At 69.8% G+C, this 14,259-nt stretch carries 15 protein-coding genes; 2 read left to right on the forward strand and 13 right to left on the reverse strand.

Annotated elements, in window-relative coordinates:
- Positions 1-42 precede the first annotated feature (42 nt).
- The 4 genes from hemC to RM1_RS05230 all read right to left on the reverse strand — a co-directional run bounded on the left by hemC (position 43) and on the right by RM1_RS05230 (position 3,705).
- Complete coding sequence (gene hemC / locus RM1_RS05215; protein WP_072750304.1) at positions 43-1,059, reverse strand: hydroxymethylbilane synthase; 1,017 nt, start codon at positions 1,057-1,059, stop codon at positions 43-45.
- Positions 1,056-2,453 (reverse strand): glutamyl-tRNA reductase, encoded by a 1,398-nt coding sequence (locus RM1_RS05220; RefSeq protein ID WP_072750305.1) that lies wholly within the window; start codon positions 2,451-2,453, stop codon positions 1,056-1,058. Before RM1_RS05220 ends, hemC begins: the two co-directional genes overlap by 4 nt.
- Positions 2,450-3,277: a redox-sensing transcriptional repressor Rex gene (locus RM1_RS05225; protein ID WP_027500756.1), complete on the reverse strand. Its 828-nt coding sequence runs from the start codon at positions 3,275-3,277 to the stop codon at positions 2,450-2,452. The genes RM1_RS05220 and RM1_RS05225 overlap by 4 nt, the downstream gene beginning before the upstream one ends.
- Positions 3,278-3,444: 167 nt before the next feature.
- Entirely contained in the window at positions 3,445-3,705 is a 261-nt protein-coding gene (locus RM1_RS05230) for a glutaredoxin family protein (protein ID WP_027500757.1), read from the reverse strand.
- Between the two features lie 148 nt (positions 3,706-3,853).
- Between RM1_RS05230 and RM1_RS05235 the strand changes: the two genes are divergently transcribed.
- Positions 3,854-4,852, forward strand: a complete 999-nt coding sequence (locus RM1_RS05235) for an HAD family hydrolase (RefSeq protein ID WP_072750306.1) — start codon at positions 3,854-3,856, stop codon at positions 4,850-4,852.
- A gap of 61 nt (positions 4,853-4,913) precedes the next feature.
- Here RM1_RS05235 and RM1_RS05240 read toward each other — a convergent pair whose 3' ends face one another.
- The 8 genes from RM1_RS05240 to RM1_RS05275 form a co-directional block, all read right to left on the reverse strand.
- A complete protein-coding gene (locus RM1_RS05240) occupies positions 4,914-7,271 on the reverse strand; it encodes an arylsulfatase (protein ID WP_072750307.1) in 2,358 nt (785 codons plus the stop codon).
- Between the two features lie 135 nt (positions 7,272-7,406).
- Positions 7,407-8,420, reverse strand: a complete 1,014-nt coding sequence (locus RM1_RS05245) for a lysophospholipid acyltransferase family protein (RefSeq protein ID WP_072750308.1) — start codon at positions 8,418-8,420, stop codon at positions 7,407-7,409.
- Positions 8,417-9,484, reverse strand: coding sequence for an NAD-dependent epimerase/dehydratase family protein (locus RM1_RS05250; protein ID WP_072750309.1), 1,068 nt, complete (start codon positions 9,482-9,484; stop codon positions 8,417-8,419). The genes RM1_RS05245 and RM1_RS05250 overlap by 4 nt, the downstream gene beginning before the upstream one ends.
- A 245-nt stretch (positions 9,485-9,729) precedes the next feature.
- Positions 9,730-9,831, reverse strand: coding sequence for a 30S ribosomal protein bS22 (locus RM1_RS05255; RefSeq protein ID WP_003402602.1), 102 nt, complete (start codon positions 9,829-9,831; stop codon positions 9,730-9,732).
- A gap of 221 nt (positions 9,832-10,052) precedes the next feature.
- Entirely contained in the window at positions 10,053-10,286 is a 234-nt protein-coding gene (locus tag RM1_RS05260; RefSeq protein ID WP_027500762.1) for a helix-turn-helix domain-containing protein, read from the reverse strand.
- 125 nt (positions 10,287-10,411) lie between these two features.
- The gene (proC, locus tag RM1_RS05265) at positions 10,412-11,227 is read right to left on the reverse strand and encodes a pyrroline-5-carboxylate reductase (RefSeq protein WP_072750310.1); all 816 of its coding nucleotides are present in this window, start codon (positions 11,225-11,227) and stop codon (positions 10,412-10,414) included.
- Between the two features lie 55 nt (positions 11,228-11,282).
- Positions 11,283-12,164 (reverse strand): thioesterase family protein, encoded by an 882-nt coding sequence (locus tag RM1_RS05270; RefSeq protein ID WP_072750311.1) that lies wholly within the window; start codon positions 12,162-12,164, stop codon positions 11,283-11,285.
- Entirely contained in the window at positions 12,161-12,844 is a 684-nt protein-coding gene (locus tag RM1_RS05275) for a MerR family transcriptional regulator (RefSeq protein WP_072750312.1), read from the reverse strand. The genes RM1_RS05270 and RM1_RS05275 overlap by 4 nt, the downstream gene beginning before the upstream one ends.
- Before the next feature lie 108 nt (positions 12,845-12,952).
- Here RM1_RS05275 and RM1_RS05280 point away from each other — a divergent pair, with 108 nt between their 5' ends.
- A complete protein-coding gene (locus RM1_RS05280; RefSeq protein ID WP_027500765.1) occupies positions 12,953-13,369 on the forward strand; it encodes a hypothetical protein in 417 nt (138 codons plus the stop codon).
- A 13-nt stretch (positions 13,370-13,382) separates the two neighbouring features.
- Here RM1_RS05280 and RM1_RS05285 read toward each other — a convergent pair whose 3' ends face one another.
- A complete protein-coding gene (locus RM1_RS05285) occupies positions 13,383-14,255 on the reverse strand; it encodes a sugar phosphate isomerase/epimerase family protein (protein ID WP_037176087.1) in 873 nt (290 codons plus the stop codon).
- Between the last annotated feature and the right edge of the window lie 4 nt (positions 14,256-14,259).

The following is a 14,259-nucleotide window of genomic DNA, read 5'->3' on the forward strand; positions in this document are numbered from 1 at the left end:
GAAATGGCGCGCGGTTTCGAGGAGCGCGCCGAAGGCAATGGCTCACTCATCGGTTGGGCCGCCCTCCATCTCGCGTTCGGTCGCCGCGCCCATCAGGGCGCGGGCGCCCAGGTCCAGCAGTTCGCGGGCCACCTCGCGGCCGAGCTCCTCGGCGCGGTCCGGCGGTCCGACCGCCCCGGCCCTGATCGAATCGGAGCCGTCGAGCGCGGCGGCACAGCCCCGCACCGACAGCTCGTCGAACACCCGGCCGTCGTCGTCGATGGACTCCACGATCTCCGCGATCGCGCCGACCGGGGCCGTGCAGCCGGCCTCGAGCTCGGCCAGCAGCGCGCGCTCCGCCGTGACGGCGGCGCGGGCGCCCGCGTCGTCCAGCTCGGTGAGGATGGCGATCAGCGCGGTGTCACCCGCGCGGCATTCGACGGCCAACGCGCCCTGCGCGGGGGCGGGCAGCATCTGCACCGGCTCCAGCGACTCGGTGATCACGTCGAGCCTGCCGATCCGCGAGAGCCCCGCCCGCGCGACCACGACCGCGTCGAGCTCGCCGTCGGCGACCTTGCCGATCCTGGTGTCGAGGTTGCCGCGCAACGGCTGGATGTCCAGGCCGAGCCCGAGGGCGCGCAGCTGGGCGATGCGCCGCGGCGCGGAGGTCCCGATCCGGGAGCCGGCAGGCAGCTCACCGAGCACCATCCCGTCGCGCGCCACCAGCGCGTCGCGCGGATCCTCGCGGCCGGGCACGGCTGCGATGACGACGCGCTCGTCGGGCGCGGTTGGCAGGTCCTTGAACGAGTGCACGGCGATGTCGACGTGTCCGGCGGCGAGCTCCTCGCGCAGCGCGGCGGTGAACACGCCGACGCCGATCTTCTCGACCGGGCCGGAGAACTGGTCGCCCGCGGTCTTGACGATCACCAGCTCGGCGGGGTGGCCTGCGGCGATCAGCGCGTCCCGGACGGTGCCGGCCTGAGTGGTGGCCAGCAGGCTGCCCCTCGTGCCGATGCGCAGGGTGGCCGCGGGGGCCTGCTCCGCGGTGGTGTCCCTGGTGGATGCGGCGGTTGCACTCATGACTGCATCCCCTTCCATACGTCCATCGCCTCGGCCTGGTGGCCTGCTGTGAAGTCGTCCACGAGCTCGACCGTGCGGGTCTCCATCGGCGTCGCGACGGCCTCGGCGGACCCGGGCGTCAGCTCGAACAGCTCACGCAGCGCGGCCGCGTAGGAGTCGCCTCCCGGGGCGCTGGCCAGCTGCTTGACCCGCACGGTCGGCGCGTGCAGCAGCTTGTCGACGACGCGGCGCACGGTGCGCGCGACCTCGTCGCGTTGCGGATCCTCGAGCCCGGGCAGACGGGAGTCGAGCCTCAGCAGCTCGGCCTCCACCACATCGGCGGCGCGCTGGCGAAGGGCGGTCACGGTCGGGGTGACCTCGGCCAGACGCTGTCCGGCCAGGTAGGTGGCCAGCTCACCGGCGACGATCTCGCGGGCGGCGTCGGCATCGGCTGCGGCAGCACCGGCGGCCGGATCGCGCTGCAGGGCCGCCATGTCGAGCAGGCTGACGCCGGGCAACCCGGCCACCGCGGGCTCGACGTCGCGGGGCAGTCCCAGGTCACAGATCACCAGCGGCCGCTGCGCGGAGTCCCGCTTCGCCAGCGCGAGATGCGCATCGGCGAGGGTCACCACGGAACCGACCGCGCCGGTACAGGTGACCATCACGTCCGCCTCGGCGAGCGCCGTGGAGAGGTCGCCCAGCTCGACGGTGTCGGCGGCGACGCCGGCCGCCCGCGCGGTCTCGGCCAGGCGCTCGGCCCGCTCCCTTGTGCGGTTGGCGACGATGATGCGACCGATCCCGGCCCTGGTCAGGTGCGCGACGGACAGCCCGCCCATCGAGCCGGCGCCCAGCACCATCGCGGTGCGCCCGGCGAGCCCATCGCCGAGCAGGGTCGAGGCCTTGTCCAGCGCGACCGAGACGACGGACGCGCCCGCCCGGTCGATGCCGGTCTCGGAGTGCACCCGCTTGCCGACCCGCAGCGCCTGCTGGGCCAGCTCGTGCAGTACCCGGCCCGCGGCCTGCTGGTTGTCGGAGGTGGCGTACGCGGTCCGGATCTGGCCGAGGATCTGCTGCTCACCGACCACCATCGAGTCGAGGCCGCTGGCGACCGCGAACAGGTGCTCGGCGGCAGCCTCGCTGTAGCGCACGTAAGCGTGCTTGGTGAGGTCCGCGAGGTCGAGGCCGGAATGCTTGGTGAGCAGCTCCCCCACGTCGGCGAGCGCGCCGTGGAAGGCGTCGACCACCGCGTAGATCTCCACGCGGTTGCAGGTGGAGACGATCATGACCTCGGAGATGTGATCGGAGGCCACCATCTTGTCGATCAGCTTCGGCCGATCCGTGTCGCCGACGGCGACCCGCTCGAGGATGGAGACGGGAGCGCTGCGATGCGAGATCCCGACCAGGAGAACACTCACGGTGCCATCACCGATCCATTCGTTGTCGAACCCGAGCCTGACGAAGCCGAGCGTGCCGTGCGGAGCCCCACCGCCGCCGATGCCGCGGCCGGCTCGGTTTCGGCGTTGCGGGCGCTGTGGAAGGACAGCACCTGCATCTCCACGGCGAGATCCACTCGGCGGATCTCGACGTGTTTCGGGACATCGAGCGGCGAGGCCGCAAAGCTCAGGATGCAGCGCACACCGGCATTCACCAGCAGGTCGCACACCTCCTGGGCAGATTCGTCCGGGGTCGCGATGACCCCGATGGTGGCGTCCAGCTCGCGGCACGCGGCCTCGAGCTCGGCGACGTCGCGAACGGTCAGCGCGTCGACGGTACTGCCGATCCGGTCGGGATTGCGGTCGAACAGGCCGACCATCGTGAATCCGCGACGGCCGAAGCCGCCGTACCGGGCCAGGGCCTGCCCCAGGCTGCCGACGCCGACCAGCACCACCTGGTGGCCGCGGTCCAGCCCGAGTGCGGCCTCGATCCGGGCGCGCAGCTTGGTGACGTCGTATCCGACGCCGCGAACCCCGTTGGGGCCGAGGAACGAGAGGTCCTTGCGCAGCTTCGCTGAGCCGACACCGGCCGCGGTCGCGAGTTCCTCGCTGGAGACGATGAGGGTGCCGTCGTCGGCCATCACGCCGAGCACCCGCAGATAGGTGGCGAGCCGGGTGACGGTGGCCTGCGGCAGGTCCCGCACCGTCGTGTCCGCGCGGGCGACCTCGGCACCAGGACGAGACGTGTTCTCAGCCCCTGCGACGCCACGGGCAGAGAACCCATGCGGCTGGTGCTGTTCGGTCACGTTGGTGGCTCCTCGTCCGGCCATGCACATGGCCGGTTCTCACGCTGATCCGGGGGGACTGTTCACACCACGGTAACTGCTTGTGAACCCATGCACAAAGTCGCCGGATTCCGAATTCACCCGCTGCGACCTGCGCGGTGTCCGGTTACGGAGGGGTCAGGTCGGCCTCAGATTGTCAAATCCGATCGCAACCGAGGCTCGTCGACCTCCCAGTAACTGTGCTCACGGCCGTCGAGCAGCACAACGGGCAGCCGGTCGCCGTACTCGGCGCGCAGCTCGGGATCGGTCGCCGCGGCCACGTCGACGTCGACCGATTCGAGTTCGAGGCCGAATTCCTCACACAGTCGCAGCAGCTGTGTGCGCGCTACGTCACAGGAGCCGCAGCCGGCCCGGGTCAACAGGGTGATGGTGTGCGCGGGGTCGGTCATGCGTCCACTGTGCCACCGTCACCTGCGCCTTCCGCGGGCCACCCGCGGAGACACAAGTCACAGCGGCCACGCGGGCGGCGATCCACCCGGTGCGCCCCCGATGCTGGAGATAGGGTGGGCCGCAGTTGGACGAACACAGGAGGTATGAGTGCCTGGTCGATCTGGTCCGACCGGCTCGGGAATGGGCGCCGGATGGCTCGACGCCAAGCGTCCCCGCCGACGCGGCAGGAACCCCTTGGGGCCCAGCGACGCCCAGCTGCGGGCCAGCCTCGCGGGTGAGGCCAGCGCGGACGCCGCCATCGCGCTACACGAGGCGGCGACGAGCGAGGCCGAGGCAGGCGGCGAACTCGGCGCCCGCGAGACCGAGGGCGGTGTGCCGCTCGACCTGACCGCGGCCGCGTTCTTCGACGTGGACAACACCATGGTCCAGGGCGCCTCGATCATCCACTTCGCCCGTGGTCTCGCCGCCCGCAAGTACATCTCGCTCGCCGACATGGCCAGGTTCGGCTGGCAGCAGCTCAAGTTCCGGGTGACCGGCAAGGAGAACAGCGACGACGTCGCCAGCGGCAAGGAACGCGCGCTGGCGTTCATCGCGGGCCGCGAGACCGCGGAGTTCTCCCGCCTCGGCGAGGAGATCTACGACGAGCTGATCGCCGACAAGATCTGGCCAGGGACCAGGGCGCTGGCGCAGATGCACCTCGACGCGGGCCAGCAGGTGTGGCTGGTGACCGCGACCCCGGTGGAACTGGCCCAGGTCATCGCCAAGCGGCTCGGGCTGACCGGCGCGCTGGGAACCGTCGTCGAGAGCGAGGAAGGCAAGTTCACCGGCAGGCTGGTCGGCGACATCCTGCACGGCGCGGGCAAGGCGCACGCCGTCCGCACGCTGGCCGTGCGCGAGGGCCTGAACCTCAAGCGCTGCACGGCGTACTCCGACAGCCACAACGACGTGCCGATGCTCTCGCTCGTCGGCACCGCGGTCGCGATCAACCCGGACGCCGACCTGAAGGAACTCGCCCGCAACCGCGGCTGGGAGATCCGGGACTACCGCACCGGGCGCAAGGCGGCGAAGATCGGGGTGCCGACCGCGCTGGCGCTCGGCGCGGTCGGTGGCGCGCTGGCCGCCGTGATCAGCCGCCGCAAGCACTGACGCAACTGTGCGCGATTCGTACCCCGGTCGGGGTACGAATCGCGCACGGGCGGCGCAGCCGCTACTCCCGGGACAGCATGGCGGCGGCCGCGCGTTCGAGGTCGACGTACGTCTCGCCGCTGACGTCCACCACCACCCGGTTCAGCGTGCCGCCTGCGAAGGCCCACGGGGCCGCACCCGGGTAGTCGTCGGTGACCGGCTCGCCGTCGTCGCGACCGATGGTGAGCCCGGTGCCGCCCAGCCCGAACACGCCCGGCTGGGTCCGGATCCGCCCCTCCCCGACCTTCCGGTCGCCGTGGTAGAGGCTCAACAGGCCGCGCGCGGTGCCGGGCGGGTCCTCGCCGTCCTTGTCGAACGAGGCGCCGAGGATGACCCGGTCGCCGATCGGCAGCTCCTCGGTTGCGCTGATCATCTGCTGCTCGCTGCCGAGGAAGTTGTAGACGTAGTGAAGCCGGTTGTCCCGCACGTACAGCGCGTGCCCGCCGAAGCGACCGCCCTGCGCGAACAACACGCCCGACGCGCCGCGCTCGGGCAGGGCCACCAGCGCCCCCAGCGAGTACGAGCGGTTGCGCACGGCCACCGCCACCGACTCGGGCACCGCGGCGCCGCCGGGCCGGTACACATAGCGGGTGCGCAGCGGGGCAGGCCGCGGTCGCGGCGTCATGAGGATCTCGACCGGGTACCGGTCGTCGAGCGGGAGCGCCCTGTTCGCGCCCGCCTCGTGGAACCACAGTCCGATCAGTTCCGCGAGCCTGCCCGGGTCGGTGTCGGCGAGGTCGTGCAGCTCGGTGCGGTCGACGTCGGTGTGGTAGAGCTCCCAGGTGTCGTCCTCGAAATGACCCCAACCGCTGATCGCGGGATGGGTGGTGACGGCCTTCCAGCCGTCGTGCCAGATGCCGCGGGTGCCGAGCATCGAATAGAACTGGGTGTGCCGAGCGCTGGGGATCCCGGCGGTGTCGAAGCTGTAGCGCATGCTCACGCCCTGGATCGGGTGCTGGGTGTAGCCCTTGACCGTCTCCGGCATCTCGATGCCGAGGCAGTCGAGCACCGTTGGCATCACGTCGATGGCGTGGTGGTACTGGTCCCGGATCTCACCGCGGGCGGCGATCCCGGCCGGCCACGAGATGACGCACGGATCGCAGGTACCGCCGTTGAACGAGTACCGCTTCCACATCTTGAACGGGGCGTCGAGTGCCATCGCCCAGCCGTTCGGGTAGTGGTTGTAGGTCCGGAAGCCGCCCAGTTCGTCGAGCATGGCCATGTTCTCGGCCAGGTCGTCGGGCACGCCGTTGAAGAATTTGTTCTCGTTGACCGAGCCGTTCGGGCCGCCCTCGCCGCTGGCACCGTTGTCGGAGACCAGCACGACGATGGTGTTCTCGAGCTGCCCGATGTCCTCGAGGTAGTCCAGCAGGCGCCCGATCTGGTCGTCGCAGTGCGAGACGAACCCGGCGTACACCTCGGCCATCCTCGTGAACAGCCGCCTCTCGTCGTCGGAGAGCGTGTCCCATGGCCGGGTGTGATCGAGCATCGGGAACGGCTGGCCGTCGGGCCCGCGGCGGGACTCGGGGGTGCCGATCGGGTTGAGCGGTGGCAGCTCGGTCTCGGCCGGGACCAGGCCCATCTCCTTCTGCCGGGTCAGGATCTCCTCACGCATCGCCTCGTAGCCACCGTCGAACCGGCCGCGGTAGCGGTCCGCCCACTCGCGCGGCACGTGGTGTGGGGCGTGCGCGCAGCCCGGCGCGTAATAGAGGAACACCGGCCGGTCCGGCGCGATCGCCTTCACGTCGTCGATGAACTCGATGGCTCGGTCGGTGATGTCGACGCCGAGGTGGTAGCCCTCCTCCGGCCGGGCGGGCGGCTCGACCGGGTGGTTGTCGTGGACCAGGTCGGGGTGCCACTGGTTGGTCTCACCGCCGAGGAAGCCGTAGAACCGCTCGAAGCCCCTGCCGATCGGCCAGCTCGCCTTGCTGGAGGCCAGGTTCATCTCGTCGGCCGCGCACAGGTGCCACTTGCCGACCATCGCGGTGCTGTAGCCCCGTTCGACGAGCACCTCGGCGAGGGTGGCGCATTCCCCGGGGACGTGGGCGTTGGCGCCGGGGAACCCGATCGACGCCTCGCTGATGCAGCCCATGCCGTTGACGGTGTGGTTACGGCCGGTGAGCAGGCAGGACCGGGTCGGCGAGCACAGCGCGGTGGTGTGCCACTGGCTGTAGCGCAGCCCGCCTGCCGCGATCCTGTCGATGTTCGGCGTCTCGATCGGGCCGCCGTAGCAGCTCAGGGCCCCGAAACCCAGGTCGTCGAGCACGATGTACAGCACGTTCGGTGCGCCCTGCGGCGCCCTCGGCTGCTCGTACGGGCCCCAGTCGGGAACCGAGTCGCGAATGTCGAGGTTGGTGATACCGCGGAATGACCTGGCCATGGCGTGGCTCCCTGTCGAGGCCCCCTGTCCCACCAAAGCACAACGGCCGGGCGATCACCAGGTCCGCGCGGGGATCGCGGAAAGCGACGCGGGTTCACCTGCCGGGCAACCGATCCCGGGACGATTCCCGCCGATTCAGCCCAGGAACACGTTGCGCCGCTTGGCGAGCAGCCGGTACAGGGTCTGCTGAATGGTCTCCCGGACGTGGTCGGTCAGCTCGAAGGTCACCATCGGGTCCTCCGCGCACACCGAGTCGTAGGAGTCGGTCGGGATCGGCTCGCCGAACTCGATGTACCACTTCGACGGCAACGGGATCAGCCCGAGCGGACCCAGGTGCGGGAAGAACGGCGTCACCGGGAAGTAAGGCATCCCCAGCAGCCGCGCCAGCGACTTGAGGTCGCCGATCTTCGGGTAGATCTCCTCCGAGCCGACGATCGAGCACGGCACGATCGGGGCGCCGGTGCGCAACGCGGCGCTGACGAACCCGCCCCTGCCGAAGCGCTGCAGCTTGTACCGCTCGCTGAACGGTTTGCCGATCCCCTTGAATCCCTCGGGGAAGACCGCCGCCACCTCGCCGGTCCGCAGCAGCCGCTCGGCGTCCGGGTTGCACGCCAGGGTGTGTCCGGCCTTGCGGGCGATGTTGCCGACGACCGGCATCTCGAAGGCGAGATCGGCCGCGAGCATCCGCAGCGGGCGATGGGCCGGATGGTGGTCGAACATCGCCACCGAGGTCATCAGCCCGTCGATGGGGACCACGCCCGCGTGGTTGGCGACTACCAGCGCACCACCCTCGGAGGGCACGTTCTCGATTCCGCGGACCTCGACGCGGAACCAGCTCTCGAACAGCGGCCGGAGGATCGGGAGCCAGACGTTCTCGGTGAAATGCGGGTCGAAGCCGAATTCATCGACCTGGTAGTCGCCGGTGAGCCTGCGGCGGAGGAACTCCGCGATCGCGACCACCGGGTCGGCGACCAGGTCCCTGGCCGACTCGAGCACCACACCGGGCAGCGACGGCGACGCCTGCTGCGGCACGCCGAACAGCGGGCGCGGCTCGGGCAGGGGCTCGCCTCCCTGCTGCCCGGCAGGCGCGGGCCGGGCACGCCGCCCGGCCGCGTCGTGCAACGGGATCACCTTGGCCACATCGCTCATCGCTGCTCTCCCCCGACTCCGACCAACTGCTGTACCCGTGATTCGACCGACCGCAGCCAGTCCTCGCTGATCATCGGGCTGATCCCGGCCCCGTTGATCAGATCGTCCAGTCCCTGCATCGTCGTCCACCGCGGCTCGAAGCCCAGTTCCGCCCGCATCCGGCCGGTGTCGAATCCACACCCGAAGTGGAAGTAGTCGAGCTGCTCCTTGGTGAAGTCCCGCATCGAGGGCCCCATCAGCGCCCGCCCGAGGGTCCGGAACAGCTGCGATGGCACCGGCACCGCGAGGCCACCCGCCCGCCTGACCGCCTGCGAGAGCATCACGACGCCGTCCGCGGCGATGTTGAAGGTTCCCGCGGGCCCGGAGACCGTCGCGAGCTCGAGCGCGGCCAGCGCGTCCTCCTCGTGCAGGAGTTGCATCCTGGGGTCCCGGCCGAGGACCGTCGGCACCACCGGCGAGTTCAGGTACCGCGACACGGGCCCGCTCATCCGCGGACCGATCAGCGGCGCCATCCTGAGCAGGGAGACCGCGATCTCGGGCCGCCTGCGCCCGAGGCTGCGCGCGTATCCCTCGATCTCGATGATGTCGCGCGCGAAGGCGCCGCGCGGGGGCGTGCGGGCGCTCATCTCCTCGGTGAACTTCGCCGGGTCCCGTGCGCTGCCGCCGTAGACCGCGCCGGACGAGCGGACCACGACCTTGCGGACGTCAGGGGACTTCTGGCACACCGCGAACAACTGCATGGCGCCGAGGACGTTCATGTCCTTCATCGCGGCCCGGCTGCCGGACTTCGGGGCCTTCGGGATCGAAGAGGCGTGCACCACGGTGTCGACCTTGGCGTTGCGGATCACCTTGCCGATGAGCGGGTTCCTGATGTCGGCACGGACGAACTCCGCGCGCCCCATCCGCCGCAGCATGTCCTTGCTCGGCGACACGGCATCGACGGCGATGACCCGGTCGATGTTCGGATTCTGCGCGAGCCGGGCCACCAGGTATCCGCCGAGGAACCGGCTGGCGCCGGTCACCAGGACAACACCAGGCGGCTGTACTCCGCGTTCGTTGACCACTACCTCCACACCCCACCCCTGCCTGTCGGGTCTCACCTGCGAGCCTAGCCACACCCGGCTAGGACCGCACGGTTCTTAACGAGTCCGAAACACCTGTTTACCTGCAATTTTACGGCTGACAGTGCAAGATATTCACTCACCCGATGCTGGACGTACGCCTAATCCACCCCGAACGCAGCGATGCCCGCCACCTGTCGGTGACGGGCATCGGAGGGACTGGGTCCCACACCTGCGAACTCGGCGATCTACTTACCGAGCTTCCTACGCTGCACTCGCGTCCTGCGAAGCAGCTTGCGGTGCTTCTTCTTCGACATGCGCTTGCGTCGCTTCTTGATCACTGAACCCATAGCGGGTATCCCTCACGTTCTTCTCTAGCGGTCCTGCGCACGCCGGTTACGTACGCGTGCGTTACGAATCTGGCGCTCGGCCTCGTATCTGCTAACCCAGCGCCTGATGACACCGGCTGGCTGGCACGACAAGTCATCATCGTACCGGTGCGGCCTCGCTCCGCAGAAACCGAGCTTCCATTCGCCCCCGGACACTGCATCCGAGAGGACGTCCGGACCGGTCAGCCCGCGTCGAAATACGAGGTTTCCAGGTAGTCGTGCACCGCCTTCGCATGCACTCGGAATGACCGGCCCACCCGCACCGCGGGCAGCTCGCCGTTGTGCACCAACCGGTACACCGTCATCTTGGAGACCCGCATCAGCGTCGCCACCTCGGCGACGGTGAGAAACTGCGTGCCGCCGACCATGGGTTGACCGTCGGGGTTGGACCCCTTCGACTTACTTGTAGACACCATTAATCCACATACCTCCGGCACGTCTCGCGCCGCCGGCTTCCCCTCCGGCGGAACAGACACGCACGTGCTGTAATCAGCTTAGCGGGACAGATGGGGTTACAGCGACGGGTGTGGAGTACCAATATCTATTCGGTACCCCCGCCGAGAACGGCGGACCTGCTCTTCGCCGCCACCAGCGCCTCATAGAAGGCGGTCCTGACCCCGCCCCGCTCGAGCTCGCGCAGTGCGGCGGCCGTGGTGCCACCCGGCGACGTCACGGCGGCGCGCAGGTCCGCTGCGGACTCGCCGGACCGGTCGAGCATGGCCGCCGAACCGACCATCGTCTGCACGACCAACTCGGTCGCGGTCGCGCGGGTCAGGCCGATGCCGACACCCGCGTCGACCATCGCCTCGGCGATCAGGAAGAAGTAGGCGGGCCCGGACCCGGACACCGCGGTGACCGCATCCATCTTCGATTCCTGGACCGCGACCACCTTGCCGACCGACGCGAGGATGTCGGTGACCAGCGCGAGGTGCTCCGGCTTCGCGTACCGCCCGCCCGCGATCGCGCTGACCCCCTCACCCACCAGCATCGGCGTGTTGGACATCACCCGCACCACCGGGAAACCGGCGGGAAGCTTGGCCTCGTATCGGGAGGTCGGCAGGCCTGCCACCAGCGTGACCACCAACTGCTCCCGGTCGCCGTCCAGATCGACCGACGTCAGCTCGGCCATCACGGAATCGACGTCGTCCGGCTTGACCGCGATGACCACGACATCGGCGCCCTCGGCGGCATCCGCGATCGTGGTCGCCCTGATCCCGAACAGGCCCGTCAGCTCGGCCGCCCGCGCGGCCGAGGACTCCGCGACCACCAGATCCTTCGGCGCGCGACCCGACTGAAGCAGACCCGCGATCAGCGCCTCGCCGATCCTGCCGCCACCGATCACTGCAATTCTCGTCATGCCCGCAAGCCTGCCATGCGGCCGTCGGGGAACATCGACGGAGGTCCGGCCCCGGTCAGCCCTTCGGGATCATGGCCAGCTGGCGGCTCTGCACCACGGCGTGCCCGGCCTCGTCGAGGACGAGATGGTCCTCCTCGAACCAGGTGTCGCCCAGCACGGTGGCGCTGGCCATCACCCGCAGCCACCCCGGCGCGGGGAGCCGGCGCAGGTAGGTGGTCAACTGGACGGTCGGCGCCCACCCGAACATGCCACGGTTCATCGTCACGGGGGCACTGATGTCGCCGGTCATCAACGCGAAGAGCACCGCGACATCGGTGTCGACCTCGTCCTCGGCAAACGGGCGCACCCACATCCGGTTCACCGGGTCACCCTGCTGTCCGGACAGGAACAGCGCGGCGGACGGATCGACGCGCAGGTCGCAGCCCTTCGCGACGTGCACGATCTGCCCCATCGGATGGCCCGGGGTGATGTGGACGGCGTCGGCGGGCGGCGCGGCCGGGAGATCGTCCAGCGCGAGGGGCTCCTGGTGCCGCGGGTCGCCCACGTCGGGCACGCCGAGTGTCACGACCGCGGACACCGCGACCTTCTCGCCCTGCATCAGGTCCACGTCGACCAGGCACACCTGGCGGCCGCGCTTGCGCACGGTGGTGACCAGCCGCACCTCCCCTGGGTCGGGTGCGTTGAGGTAGCTGGCGCTGACCGCGATCGGCTGCATGGCGCGAGTGTCGACCGGACGGGACGCCGCCTCCTCTTGCGGCGCCCGGATCACCTCGCGGGCGGCGGCGGCACACAGGGCCATCATGCAGCCGCCGTGCACCTTCGGGCCGATGGTCCAGATCGGGTCGATCAGCGCGGCGAAGGCGCCGCCGCCCAGGTCCGTCAGCGTCGTCAGGTCCGCGAACGGGCGGGTCGAGGTGAGGGTGGCGGGCTGGGTCATCGGGTTTCCTCTCGGGGGTCCTGCGTACTCGCTGAAATGTCTCGAGCCGGCGGAGCGATTCCGGCCGGCTGGAAGCTTCTGGACGCGATGTCCTGGTGGGCGAGCCTGCGCATCGCGGCGATCACGGGCTCGTAGATGGCGGTGCCGAGCACGGCGTATTCGACGGCCGCCTGGGTGGACCCGGTCGGCATCAGCGCGAGGTCCACCTCCGCGATCCCCATGATGTGCCTGCCATAGGCATCGATACGTTCGTCGGTCATCGGGATACCTGCATCCTCCACCGCCTTCAGCGCCCGCTCGAGCTGGCCGACCGCGGGGAAGACCGGGTCGTAGACCTGCCCCAGCCGTTCGAGCAGGCGACGGGCACGGGGATGCTCGCGCGCCTCGGTGTCCGCGGCGTCGTCCGGATAGGGCGGCAGCATGGCAACCGCCCGACCAAGGGTGTCGTACAGCCCGTCGACAGGCTTGTCGGTCAGGCGGATGATCTCGCGGATCTTGTGGATAGGCAGCCCCGCCCCCGCCAGCGCCTTGATCAGAGCGAGGCGCCGCAGGTGCTGCGGGCCGTAGCTGGACTGGGTCGCGCTGGTCGGTTCGCCGGGCATCAGGACGCCCTCGCGCAGGTAGTACTTGATCGTCGCAAGCGGGAGACCCGACCGCTCGACGAGCTCGGAGACGCGCATCGACCCTCCCTGTTGACGGATACATTGGATACTTCTACTATCCAATGTATTGGATAGTAGCGCTATCCAGACAGATTCGAGAGTACCCCCCGACCCAGGAGACCCGCTATGGACCCCATCCTCACGATCGTCGTCGGCGTCACCCTCCTCACCGTCGTCGGTATCGCCTTCGGAGGCACGTTCATGCTCCGGATCGTCAGCGGGAAGCAGGGTGCCAACGCCCTGCAGAAGACGATGTTCCGTGCCGGGCACGCGCACGCCGGGGTCCTGGTGACCCTCGGACTCGTCGTCGCCCTGCTCACCCAGGCTGCTGGCGTCTCGCCGGGCTGGTCGGCCTCGGGTTCGATCCTCGTGCTCTCGTCGGCGATCTTCGTCCCGGCCGGATTCTTCTTCTCCGTGATCGGCGCGGATCCCGTCCGCCCGAACGCCTGGATGCGATCGGTGTGGATCGGGTTCGGGGTACTCGTCGCCGGGCTGATCGTCGCCGGGATCGCGGTGATCACCGCAGGCGTCGGTGCGCTCTGACGGCCTGGGGAACCTAGGGCCGCGCACCCACCGCCAGGTGCTCGCGGGCAAAGGCGAGCGACTGCGCGAGCATCGACGAACGCTCCGCCGTGGTGCGCGCGTTCTGGGTGTTGATCTCCAGCACCGCCTGCCCGTCGAAGCCGCTGTCGACGAGGTGCCTGCACAGCTGAGCACACGGCTGATTGCCGTGCCCGGGGATCAGGTGCTCGTCGACCGAGGCCCCCCGCCCGTCCGCCAGGTGCAGGTGGGTCAGGCCCGAACCCATCCGCCGAGCCAGTGCGATGGCGTCCATGCCCGCCGTCGCGGTGTGCGAGAGGTCGAGCGTGTAGTGCGCGTGACCGCTGTCGGTTGGGTCGTAGGACGGCGCGAAGGCGGACACCCCAGGACCTGGACCGCCCCGCTTCTCGAGCCGTTCGGCCGACTTCCCGCGCTTGCCCCAGAAGCGATCCGCGCGCATCGGGAACATGTTCTCCACCGCCACCGCGACGTCGCTGCGTTGCTCGAGTTCGCGCACCTGGTCGGCGAAACCCTCGGAGTACTTGCGCTGCCAGCGGAACGGCGGGTGCACCACCACGGTGCGCGCGCCGAGTGCCTCGGCGGCGCGGACCGACTTCTCCAGTTTGGCGGCCGGGTCGGCCCCCCACACCCGCTGCGAGATCAACAGGCACGGTGCGTGCACGGCCTGCACGGGGACGGCGTACTTGCGGACCAGAGCCTTGACGGCGTCCAGGTCCTGGCTCACCGATTCCGCCCAGACCATCAACTCGATGCCGTCATACCCCAGGTCGGCGGCGTACTCGAACGCCGCCTCGGTGTTCTGCGGATAGACCGACGCCGTCGAGAGTCCGACGAGGATCTTGCGTGTCCCGGTTCGAGTGCCGTCCATCGCC

The organism is Rhodococcus maanshanensis NBRC 100610 (genome assembly GCF_001894865.1).
Lineage (GTDB): Bacteria > Actinomycetota > Actinomycetes > Mycobacteriales > Mycobacteriaceae > Rhodococcus_G > Rhodococcus_G maanshanensis.